Origin of the sequence: Pedobacter hiemivivus, assembly GCF_005144565.1 — a bacterium.
Taxonomy (GTDB): domain Bacteria; phylum Bacteroidota; class Bacteroidia; order Sphingobacteriales; family Sphingobacteriaceae; genus Pedobacter; species Pedobacter hiemivivus.
Map to the genome: position 1 here is coordinate 635,099 of NZ_SWDX01000001.1, position 13,243 is coordinate 648,341.

General features: G+C 38.5%; 4 protein-coding genes. 3 read left to right on the forward strand and 1 reads right to left on the reverse strand.

Annotated features, from left to right (window positions below):
* The first annotated feature begins 245 nt into the window (after positions 1–245).
* The 3 genes from FBD94_RS02420 (at position 246) to FBD94_RS02430 (ending at position 9,372) form a co-directional block, all read left to right on the forward strand.
* Entirely contained in the window at positions 246–3,803 is a 3,558-nt protein-coding gene (locus FBD94_RS02420; RefSeq protein WP_169472191.1) for a SusC/RagA family TonB-linked outer membrane protein, read from the forward strand.
* A gap of 11 nt (positions 3,804–3,814) precedes the next feature.
* The gene (locus tag FBD94_RS02425) at positions 3,815–5,365 is read left to right on the forward strand and encodes a RagB/SusD family nutrient uptake outer membrane protein (RefSeq protein ID WP_136878931.1); all 1,551 of its coding nucleotides are present in this window, start codon (positions 3,815–3,817) and stop codon (positions 5,363–5,365) included.
* 134 nt (positions 5,366–5,499) lie between these two features.
* The gene (locus tag FBD94_RS02430; RefSeq protein ID WP_136878932.1) at positions 5,500–9,372 is read left to right on the forward strand and encodes an insulinase family protein; all 3,873 of its coding nucleotides are present in this window, start codon (positions 5,500–5,502) and stop codon (positions 9,370–9,372) included.
* Positions 9,373–10,298: 926 nt separating this feature from the next.
* Here FBD94_RS02430 and FBD94_RS02435 read toward each other — a convergent pair.
* Complete coding sequence (locus FBD94_RS02435; RefSeq protein WP_136878933.1) at positions 10,299–13,232, reverse strand: GH92 family glycosyl hydrolase; 2,934 nt, start codon at positions 13,230–13,232, stop codon at positions 10,299–10,301.
* Between the last annotated feature and the right edge of the window lie 11 nt (positions 13,233–13,243).

Consider the following 13,243-nt stretch of genomic DNA (forward strand, 5'->3'; position numbering starts at 1 on the left):
CCAACTCATGAAAGAAAAAAAAGAAAGCCAGTAATGATCAGTGATAAAAAAAGGACCACGATTTAACATCGAAGCCCTTTAGCTATCCGCAAAAAATTGATTAACAATTATTTTCGTAAACCATGGTTGTGTGCAAGAGTCCGTCGAAAGATCAGCACATACCATTAACAGCCTATCAAATGTATAAAAATTATACTAATTTTTTTTGTACGCCTAACCGCTATGTACAAAAATTGCTATTAATTATGAAGCTTACCACATTCATATTATTGCTTTCGCTTATGCAAGTAAGCGCCTCTACCTTTGCACAGCGCTTTACGCTTAAGGGGAAAAACATTTCCTATGCAAAACTTTTCTTCGAAATCCGTAAACAAACTGGATTTAATGTGTTGGTAGAAAGTTCTGAATTTAAGACCAATAAACGAATCGATGTAAATTTTATTAACAGTGATTTAGATAACGTGATGAAGCAACTGGTTTCTGGAAAGGAACTAACCTACATTATCGAAGATAAATCTGTCGTGATTAGAAGGACAACAGATTTTCAAGCGAGTAAATTTACCGATTTTTTTAGGCAAGGTACTCTTAAAGGGCAAGTAACCGATTCTCTTGGACAGGCAGTTTCAGGAGCTAATGTAAATTTAGTTGGGAAAACTTCCTATGTAACCATTACAAACGATTTTGGTAATTTTGAATTCGCAAATATGCCTGCTGGAGATTATAAGTTAACGGTTACTTATGTTGGTTACCGTACTGAAACGAGGGACATCTCCGTGCAAAACTCCAATATTAACATGAATATTAGGATGTCTGGCACTTCTACTATACTAACTACCGTTAATGTGGTGAACACGGGTTATCAACAAATTGCCGCTGAGCGTGTTACCGGTGCATTTGATAATATTAATAACGAACAATTAGGAAGGCCATCTGTTAATATCGCTTCACGATTAATCGGTACTACGGCAGGTATGCAGGTATCTTTAGATGTAAACGGCAGGCCAAATATTAAGGTACGTGGCCAATCCACATTATTTGCTGGTTCCTTTAATGGTGGTACGAGTAACCAGCCTTTGGTTGTTGTAGATGGATTTCCAGTCAGGGGTGCTTTAGATCAATATTCTACATTGAATCCTAATGATGTAGAGAGTATAAGTATATTAAAAGATGCTGCAGCCTCCTCGGTCTGGGGAGCAAAAGCGGCCAATGGTGTAATCGTAATCACCACTAAAAAAGGAGTAAACAACAGCCCGCTTAAAATTGAATTTTCCGCGTTCACAAGTCTTGCCCGTAAAGTTAGTGTGGATTATTTGACCGGTTTTGCCTCCTCTTCAGCAACTGTAGCTTATGAACAGTTGGCGTTTCAAAAATGGGGTGCAAGAATTATGACTAATTCATATTCTGGTAATTATTTCAGGCAAAGTGAGGCAACAGTTAACCTTAATGAAAACTTTTTAGGATTCTTATCCAATGCGCAGTTAACTAATAATTTAAATCAATTAAGCAGTCAAGATAACCGAAGTCAGATTTCGGATTACTTGTTGGCTAATCCTACTACCCATCAGTATAACGTAGCCTTATCTGGTGGAGGTAAAAATATTAACAACCTAGTTTCCATACTTGCCGAACAGGTTCAATCTAATTTTAAGGGTTCCAGCAATTATAGGTATGCTGTAAATTATCGTGCATCCGCCAACATCTTCAAATGGCTTGATTTTAACCTTTCTTCAACTTTTCAATTACAAAAAGCGACCAATAATGGAGCGAGCGCTTTTGACATTCAAGGGATATCACCCTATGAACTTCTAAAAAACCCTGATGGATCATTAACAGATATTCACCAATATTATCAGCCTATACTTGATCGTTTTGTGCCAGTTTCTAGATTTCCTTATTCCTTCTCTTATAATCCAATCCAGGATATCAATGGACGCAATGTTGTGCAAAGTGATATCATTGGGAGGTTACAAGCTGGTTTAACTATTAAAATATTAAAAGGGCTTAGTTATTCGCCACAAATTCAATATGAAAATTTTTCTATACAACTTAAAAATTACCAAAGCGATCAAACTTTCAGGGTTAGACAAAGGATTAACGAATCGGCATTCTGGAACTTGCAACCTACCGGTAACGTTACGCTAAGCTATCCTCTAGGTGGAACTTTCGATCAGAACAGAAGTACAACAGAAGCTTACAATTTTAGAAACCAAATTAACTTTTCGCGTACAATTGGTAATGATCATGAAATTAATGCAGTTGCTGGTACGGAGGTTAGCAGGTCAGTTGGTGAATCGTTTACCAATCCTACCACTTTCGGTTATAATGAGAAGACCTTAACCGTAGGTACTTTTCCATTTGGCCCCGGCATTGCGAGGCCCGCTGTTAGTACAAACATTCAAGGATTTAACAGCTTTCAATATACCAACAGTTTTGGCTACTCCGTCCAAAAATATTATTCTGTTTTCGCTAATGCCGCTTATACCTATAAAGGGAAATATACTTTGTCTGGCAGTTATCGTACCGATGCATCCAATTTAATTGCTGCCGATCCTAAATACCGTTCCTCTCCGTTTTATTCAATGGGTTTAAGGTACAATATTACCGGGGAGAATTATATGAAAAATATTTATTGGTTGGATAGGCTAACTTTACGTGCTACTTATGGGCGTACAGGTAACGTAGATAATTCTACCAGCCCTTTCACTTTACTTAGTCTAGCGGGTACTCCCAACCAATATACCAATGCCACTACCGCTACTGTCGCCAATCAGGGAAATCCAACACTAACCTGGGAAAAAACTGCAACATTAAATCTTGGTTTTGATTATGCGGTTTTGAACAATAAATTATATGGAAAAGTTGATGTGTATGAGAAAAGAGGTACAGATTTGATTGCTCAAATCCCCGTTTCGTCTGTAGTGGGTGCAACTAACCAGCGATTTAACAATGCAGCTATGACCAATCGCGGTATAGAAATTACCTTGGGAACTTCGCTTCCAATTAAAGGAACGGATATCTCATGGAATGGAAATTTCAATGCAGCATATAACAGTAATAAGATTACGCGACTATTTAATACCAACTATCAAGCATTTAGTTTAGTAAATGGTGGGTCTGCATCTTATGTAGAAGGTTATAGTGCGAGTACCGTTTGGGCTTATCAATATCTTGGGTTGGTACTACCTGGTTCCGTTCCAGGAGGGCCTAACTCTCCAGCAGTACAGGGACCTTCAGGTCCTATCGCCTTAAATTCGTTCCCAAATGGAGATGCACGGGGTTTTTTAAAGCAATTGGGACCACAAGATGCACCCTATAATTTCGGGATGACCAACTCATTCAAAGTATATGATTTTAACTTGTCGTTTATCATAACAGCAAGGGCAGGAGGAATATTTAGATCGCAATTTTTCAATTATCCAAGAGCTGGTACAACAACACCGCCAAATAGCCAACTGTCAAAAGTTTTAAATGGCGACCCGAACCAGATTTTAACTTTGCCTAGTAATCCTAATGATGCCACTTTTGGTAGCTGGATAACTTTTTATCCTTACCTGTCTTATAACTATGTAACTTCCTCTTTGATCCGATTACAGGAATTTAATTTAAGTTATAATATTCCTACTAAATTATTAAACAAGATCAATGTACGTGGTGCACAATTATTATTTCAGGGCAATAACGTGTACACTTGGCTGGCTAATGATACGGGCATCGATCCGGATTATCCAACAGGCTCTATAAATGGTTTTGGTACCGTTAGACCTCGTGCGCAGTATACGTTTGGCATCAAATTTCAACTTTAATTCCTAGAATCATGAAATCAACACATCAATTATATTTAACCATCATACTGTTGATGGCAACCACCCTCTTGGCTTCCTGCGAAAAGTTTTTGAACGAAAGACCCTCTAAGGGAACTTCTGTGCTTATTCAAAATGCTTCAGATTTGAATGCTTTGCTTGAGAACTATAACTCATTTAGCCAAGAAAATAACAATATTACTATACACGGAACCGATGATAACGGCTTTTCTGTAGCGCTTTACAATGCAAGACCAACTACATTTACCATCCCACAGATTGAATTTACCTTGTGGGACAAAACCGATCTTGCCAACCGGGATGTTTCTGACTTTAGCGGCACCAATTTTTGGACTAGTGAATATAATAAAGTATTTAATGCCAATTTGGTCTTGCTTCATGTAGATAAAGTAACAGGAACTGCGGAAGAAAAAGCGAATCTAAAGGCCGATGCGCATTTGATCAGAGCATATAGTTATTGGCAATTAGCCACTGCCTATTGTTTGCCCTATACCGAAGCCAATAAAAATGAACCTGGATTACCAATCAAAACTACTCCAGATTATGAGGTGCCTGCTCGAAGTTCGCTAGCCGAAACGTATCAATTAATTGAGGCTGATCTTGCTGAAGCCTTAAAAATAACGGTTCCTTTGGTGCAAAATGGGAAAGCTCGCCCATGGAGGGCAAATACTGCGGCGGCCAATGCTTTTGCCGCAAGGTATTACCTGAATAGGAATGATTATTCGAAGGCATTAACGTATGCCAATGCCTCACTTTCCTTATATAGTACACTGATTAATTATAATACAGAAATGAGCTTTGGCACAGCCTCTACTGTCTCAATTGATCCAGGAACAGCAAATGCGAGAACGGTTACTTTAACATTTCCATATATGCACGATAGAGAGGCTTCGTTTGATCCTACTGATGCCTTCGCTTGGAAAGAGTTATTGTACTACAGACTAATTCACAATACCACACAATGGTATATCCCCAGCCAAAGCTTGTTAAGCCTATACGATCAGAATAACGATCTTCGTTATAAATATCATTATACACAAGGTTTTTCTTATAGAAGAGGGATGACAAGCCCATCAGTCGATTATCCGGGTTATGTTTTTTTTGCAGATACTAAAATCTTAGAAGGACCAACTGTAGCCGAAATGGTCTTGACCAAGGCAGAATGCCAAGCACGAATAGGTGATTTTAGCGGAGCAATGACTACGGTAAATTTGCTTTACAGTAAGAGAACGGTTACTGGAACGGCGCCTTTAGCCGCCGCCAGCCAAGATCAGGCCATTAATGTTATTTTACAGGAACGTCGTCGGGAAATGCCTTTTGCACAGCGTTGGGCAGATATTCGCAGGTTTAATACAAACAACTATGCAAATGATGATGTGCCCGTAATTACCAAAACTTTTTATCCTTATACGCCTTCGGCAGTACAGAGCACACAACCCACACAGCAATATACACTCCCTGCTAATTCAAGACGTTTTGCTTCTCCGTTACCGCAAACTGATATTAATAATAGCGCTGGTGCAATTAAACAAAATACCTATTAAATTTTAAAAGCAGCAGTAAGGAAAATATCGCTTACTGTTGCTTTTACTACCAATTGTAAATCCTAGGAAACCATGCAGGTTTACTATGTAATTAATTACAAATTTCCTGTTTGCTCAGGTAAAAAAACATACAAATGAATTATAATTTAAGAACAATATGGTGTCTTTTGATGCTATTTCCTTTAGCCTTAATGGCACAGCAAAAGGAATTTGAGATTACCGGAAAAATAGGAAATTTTAACAGTCCCTTCGTTATTTCAGTAAGCTATAAAGAAGATGGTAAGACTAAATATGCCGAAAGTGATCTTCAAAATGGGATCTTTAAAATAAAGGGTGGCATTAATGGAGTCACCTCCGCTGATTTACTGCTTAAAAACCCTAGCGATGGCAAAAGTATGGCTACGATTATTAAATTTTGGCTAGAGCCAGGCGTTATACAGGTAAATAGTAGTAATGGGCTATATGGAGCAGTGATATCTGGTACTCTAAATAATGACCTGAACCGCCAACTTGAAAAAGAAAAATCAATTTTCAATACAATTAAGGACAACAATGAACGCGAGTTAGCCATAAAGCAGGCAAGCATTAATTTTATTAAATCGCATCCTAATGCAATGGTAAGTTTAGTAGAACTTGATTTTAAATTGTCTCGTGGTGTCCCAGATATTTCAATCGTGGAACCGCTTTTTAATAGCTTGTCTGCCGAGCTTAAAAATTCATCCCAAGGGAAAGCCTACCAGCAAAAATTGTTGAACTGGAAAAAGGTAGATGTAGGTAGCCTAGCGCCAGATTTTATACAGCCAGATCAAAATGGAAAACCAATTAAATTATCTGATTTTAAGGGCAAATATGTCTTAATAGATTTTTGGGCATCATGGTGCCACCCTTGCCGTGATGAGCATCCAAACTTAATTACACAGTATAATACCTATAAAGATCAGAATTTCACAATCCTTAGTCTCTCTATAGATGGTGGAGGTAGTGTTGGAGAAAAGGCAAAAGCAATTTGGCTGCAAGCTATTAAGGAGGATAAGGTGGGTAATTGGACACATGTTTGCGATTTTTCAGGTGATAAAAATAAGGTTAGAGCACAATATGGTGTAGGTAGTATTCCCGAAAACTTTCTGATTGACCCTAATGGTATAATTATCGCAAAAAGCCTTAGAGGAGAAGCGCTTAATGCTAAATTGAAAGCGATATTTGCGAAAGATGCTATCCAGACCGAAACAATTAAAATTGGAGAGAATAGCCCAGCTGCTGAGCTGCTACCACTTGATATTGCCGTAAGAACAGGGAAATTAGCTAATGGTTTCACCTATTACATCAGGAAAAACAACAGCCCTAAAAAGCAAGTGATATTTTACCTGGCGAATAAGATAGGCTCTATATTGGAAGAAAACAACCAACGTGGTCTTGCTCATTTTATGGAACACATGAACTTTAATGGCACCACTCATTTTCCTAAAAATGAATTGGTAAGTTATCTACAAAAGGCAGGAATACGATTTGGAGCTGATATTAATGCGTATACTGGATTTAACGAAACTGTGTATCAATTACCACTACCATCAGACAAACCCGACGTCATTAAAAACGGGATACAGATTATGAGAGATTGGGCGCAAGAAGCACTGTTAGATACCGACGAGATTAATAAAGAGCGTGGTGTAATAATAGAAGAAAAAAGAGTTGGGAAAGGTGCAAGTAGCAGGATACAGCAAAAAACACTACCAATGTTAATGAACAATTCCCGTTATGTAGACCGATTACCCATAGGTATCGATTCCGTGCTCATCAACTTTAAACCAGAAACCTTGAGGCAGTTTTATAAAGATTGGTACCGACCAAACTTACAAGCCTTAATTGTGGTTGGCGACGTAGATGTGAACGAGATGGAGCAAACGATTAAAGCTAAATTTTCAGACCTTAAAAATCCAGCGCAAGCACGAGAGCGAAAAGAATACGTAGTTCCGCTAACGGGTAAAAACCAATTTTTAGCAATTACAGACCCAGAAATTGCTAAAACCCAGCTGTCTATTCGCATTAAACACAAAGCTCCTGAACTTAAAACCAATGCCCATTATAGAAGATATATTGTCGAAAATCTATTTAATGCGATGTTAAGGGACAGAATTCAACAATTAAGTGATGCTAAAAATAATCCACCATTCATTAGTGCCTATTCTGGCGTAAGTGATCTCATTACTGGATTAGACAACTATGCGGTAAGTTTTGAACCCAAGCAAGGGCAACTTGAAAAGAGTTTTAAAACCGTGTGGACAGAAACAGAGCGCCTTAAACGCTATGGCTTCGCGCAATCGGAATTAGACGAGGCCAAGAAAAATTTTGCCGAAAGAATGGAACGTTCTCTTGAAAACAGTGTAACTAAAGGATCAACTGAATATGCAAATGCCTATCTACAGTATTTTTTAAATGGCGCAGCAGAACCTGGTTTAACTGCAGAACTCATCTTAATAAAGCAATATATGCCAAGCATCGGCTTGAGCGATTTAGCCTCTTTTACAAAAGAATATTTAGGTGCCACGAATGTAGATATTATGATCATAGCGCCTGAAGCTGAAAAGGCCAATTTACCTAGCGAAATACAGGTAATACAATGGATGGATGCCGTGAGCAAAGAAAATATCGAAAATTATAAAGATCAGCCCACTAATAAAACATTAATCACCAAAGCGCCTGCACCCGGTAAAGTGCTTAAAGAAAAGAAAATAGAGGCGATTAATGCTACAGAATGGATCTTAAGCAATGGAGCTAAAGTAATCTTAAAGCCGAGTGATTTCAAAGAAAACGATCTTAATATAGTTGGTTTTGCACCGGGCGGCACGTCGATATATACGGATACCGACCACCCTTCGGCTGCCTATGCATCCAACATCTTTTCGATGTCGGGCTTAGGAAATTATTCGTATAGCGATTTAAGTAAATTTTTAGGGACAAAAAATTTAGGTGTTTACTCGGGTATTGGCGAATATGAAGCTAGTATAGGTGGTTTTTCAGGGCTTAAAGATTTTGAGCTAATGCTACAAGTAATTTATGCTAAAATGGCCGAGCCTGTGTATAGCAAAGAAGCTTTTAAAGGCTTTATGGAAATGTATAAAGTTAATCCATCCAGAAAAGAAAAATCTCCCGAAAGCGTATTTTCTGATACCATCAACAACGTACTTTTTAACAATAATTTTCGATATAGAGCTCCAGATTCTGCTTTTATGGCATCGATAGAATTGGATAAGGCCTACAAAATTTATAAGGAGCAATTTGGCAATGCTGCTAATTTCACTTTTGTATTTACGGGTAGTTTTACCACCGCTCAGATTAAACCACTTATCGAAAAATACATAGCTTCTTTACCCTCATCGCCAACTAAAGTTAAATATGTGGCCAAAAATTTGGGAAACTATCCACCGTCTGGAAAAATCACCAAGTTGGTGCATAAAGGAACTGAACAGAAATCGAGCGTAAACCTAAGCTTTAATGGTAGGTATATCTATTCTGCTGAAAATAATAAGGAATTGGATGCCCTAAAAGAAATTTTACAGATTCGAATAATCAACCGTTTGCGCGAAGAAGAAAGTGGCACCTATTCTCCGTCAGTTGGGGTTAAATATGATAAAATTCCAGAAGAACGCTATCGAATTCGGTTTGCATTCGATTGTGCGCCTGAAAATGTGGATAGACTTATTGCGGCAGCGCTCGATGAAGTTGAAAAACTTAAAACCAACGGCCCAGATGATGATTTGCTACAAAAATTTAAAGCGGAAGACTTAGGAGGGCATCAAAAGGCATTGATCGATAATTCGTTCTGGGCAAATTATATCAGAACTCAACTGTATACTGGCGAAGATTTTAATGAAGTAAATACGTATGAGCAAATCTTAAAAAAGATGACAAGAGAGCGCATCAAAAAGGCGGCTCAATACTACTTAAGTGGTGAAAATTTAATTAGGTTCATATTAATGCCAGAAAATTATAAGAACCAGCCCCATTAATATGATGTAAATGAATATAGATTGATGAAAAATTTAAGTTAATAATAGTTAATTAGCGGAGATAAAGCTGGATGGCTGTCTCCGTTTTTTTATTCCAAATCATTTTCATTTAATCATTCCTAAAAAGATTTTATCGTTATACACTCACCCATAAAACAGTCATCCTGAATTAATGAAGTATATTACTTGTATCATTAGAAATTTATATCTTACACTCTTTCCTTCAATAGAAGTGAAAAAAATGGTAGTATTAAGGCTTTTGTTAATTGGGTTATCTTAGGGATAACAGGTTCGCTGGTTGGTGCTTTAGTAATTATGGCAACTCAAGCATTTTTAATTTACCTATAAGTCTTATTGCGTTGACGAGTATAAGCGCGTTAATTTATATCGAAAAAAAAGAAATACCTATCATTGTTATCTCTGCATTTAAAGATATCACCATCAAATTATTTTCATTATAATGTTTCAATTCCATACGGAGAACAATTCTGCATGCACAAATCAGCTACCTAAACTATTGTATTGATATTGAATTAATTATACACAAATCTTGTACAAACTGGTTCGACTTCAGTACGTCTGGGGGTACCTTGACTAAAGCCTTAGAGAAATCTAAGGCTTTTTTTATAAATTTATATTTGTCAACTAATGTAGATTATGAAACAAGATTTTTCTTGTTTATCAATATAAACAAGAACCGAATTTATTATTATCGCTGAAAAGAGGTTGCTTTACTGCTCTTCGGAAGGACTTTGGTAAGGCTTGCATAGCGCAACGAGTATAAAAGGAATGTAAAAGGAGTATCATAGGACTATGGTCCTACAATACTCCTAGCATACCCCTATGATACTCCTTTTTTGGTCCTAAGCCAAAAATAGGTTTTCCGAAGGATTACCAAGGTCTCACCCTGAAGGTGACTCAATTTTCTATTCTCTTACCATGAACATGCCCTTTGGGAACTCCCAGGAGTTTACACCGCCCCCTTTCATACCAAACTTTAGGCTGGAAGATTGCGTTCCCTGATAGTATCGTACTTCCACTTTATGATATCCTTGGTCTAGTGCAATGTCACCACTAGCAAGCATGATAGAGTGTGAGCCGTCGTTCAGCACAACAGGGTGATCATCTATCAGCACAACAGCGCCATCATCAGAAAGTACAAGAAAGGTATACACCTCCTTTGTCTCAATCTTTATAAATGACTTGAAGATGTAACCATAAAAGAACTGGCGATGTTTTAATTCTTTGATGTCATGAGTTGCTGTAGTACCAATTTCAACTGGTTTCATTTTCAGCATGTCTTCCGTAGATTTCATTTCACCTTCGTAGTACTCATAGGTAATGCCTTTTGTTTGAGGTAGCTCGATCTGGGCAGGGAGGAAATCTACTTTGCTTACCGCTGCAGTCATCAGATCACTTTCTTTCATTCCGTCTACATAAGCAACAGCTTTAACAGTTGCGCTTTTTGTGAGTGTAAAAGGTTTAACATATTCCAAAGAATGCTTGCCAGGTTTGCTACCATCCAAAGTGTAATACATTTTAGCCTGAGGGTTGCGCACATTTAACTTTACGGTGTAGCTGTCAATGAAGTTTCGGAAATTACCTGTAATGTAAGGTGTTGGTGCAGATTGTTCAGTGGTCATGGAAGTAGGCAATACTTTACGAGAAATTCCCCTGTTCTTGTTAGGTGTTTTGCTTAACGTAAATTCAATCGTTCCTCCATTCATAATCTCCGCATATTTAATAAAGTTGCGATCGATTTGTTTTCCATTCAGGTATATCTGATCGATATACACATTCTTTCTGTCTCCTTTTACTTTGATCGTAAACTTTTTCCCATCGGGAAGATTTATGCTTGCTTCGGTAAACGCTGGCGCTGTGAGAATAAACTCATCACTACCTGGACACATAGGGTACATACCCAAAGAAGCGAAAACATACCATGCTGACATTTGTCCGCAATCATCATTACCGCTTAGCCCTTGGGTACTATTCTGGTAAAACCGATCGATTACTTCTCTTGAGAAAACACTTGTTTTCCAAGGCTCAGAAGAATAGGCATATAAAAATATTGTTCCGTGACTAGGTTCATTTCCATGTGCATATTGACCCAAAGCACCGGTAACATCTGGAAGGCGACGGCCAAGAATTGCTGTGTCAGCATTAAACAGTTTGTCCAGTGAGCTGGTCAGTGAATCTCTTCCACCTAACAAATTGGTTAGTCCTACAATGTCATGCGGCGCATAATGACGGTATTGCCATGGTGTTGCTTCTGTAAAGTTATCATCCATGTAATTTCCTCTAAAGCCTTTCTTAAATACCCCGTCGTTTTGACGGCCACGGAAGAAACCTGTTTGTCCATCAAACAGCTTCCTGTAATTTTTTGAGCGCTCAAGGTAAAACTGATAGTCGGCTGTATGTCCTAATTTTTGTGCGATTTGTGCCATACACCAATCGTTGTAGGCATACTCAACGCTTTTAGAAACACTTTTTTTACCTACTTCGTTGCTTGGGATAAATCCATATTGCTGGTAAAGTGGTAATTGATCCTGCCCAGCATTCATGGTTTTTTTACAAGCCTGGTAGGCTTCTTCATAATTGAACCCTTTCAATCCTTTTACAATAGCTTCGCCCAGCACAGAGATGCCGTGATTACCGATCATACAGTCTGTATCGTCACCCCATAGTTCCCATTTCGGCAAACGGCCGAACTGTTTGGATTTCTCAATCAGGCTAAGCATCATTTCCGCATTTTTTTGAGGTTCCAAGATGGTCAGCAATGGATGTACTGCTCTATAGGTATCCCATAGCGAAAAAGTAGTGTAGTGCGGCTTGGTCCCCTGGTGGATTTTCTTATCCATACCATAGTATCGGTGATCCACATCCGAAAATATATTCGGACTCATCATGGTGTGATATAACGAAGTATAGAAAATGGCCAACTCGTCTGGGCTAGTGCTTTTATCCAGTGTTACTTTTCCAAGCTCTTTTTCCCAGATTTGGGTTGCTTTAGCTGCATACTTGTCAAAGCCAAAACCTTTGGTATCGCTGTTGATATTTTTGTATGCGCCTTCATATCCGGTGGCAGAAATACCAACAATGATTTCAAGGGGGGCTGTTCCTTCGTCAAATTTAAGCAATGCCTTTAGGCCAGCCCCAGAAAGGCTAGTGACATCAGTAAGCTTGTCATCAACCCAGCCTTTGAAGCCTTTGATCGGTGTTGAAAACCGTGCAACGAAATAAATAGGTTGATTGGCGGCGAAACCACTGGTTAAACGCATTCCAATAATCTCTGTTTTGGAAACTTGCTTTAGTTCCAGTTTGTGGATTTTCTCCTTTTTTAAGGTATGCTCCAGGTCAATCAACAATGATCTTTCTTTTCCGGCAGGATAGGAGTAGCGGTGGATACCGCTATAACATGTAGCCGTTAATTCGGCCTTTACGCCATTTTCCAATTGAATGGTATAATAGCCTGGGCTGGCTTTTTCTGTGTTCTTTAACATACCCATACTTTTCTGTCCTTTCAGAAAAGACTCGTCCATAGCTCCGCTCAATGGAAGGAATAATATATCCCCCAGATCCGCAGCGCCAGTACCACTCATGTGCGTATGCGAAAATCCAAATAAAGATTTGTCGGTAAATTGATAGCCGGAACATGAAGACCAGCCATCAACTTGTGTATCGGGACTTAACTGCACCATGCCAAAGGGAACTGTGGCACCAGGGAAGGTGTGACCCACACCTTCTGAGCCAATAAATGCGTTTACATGCTTGGTCAGCTTTTGCGCTATGCCCTGATATGTGAGCAATACCAGGCCACAACAAATAGCAATAGCTTTGTTTTTAAGATTAATGATCATGAAGATTAGAT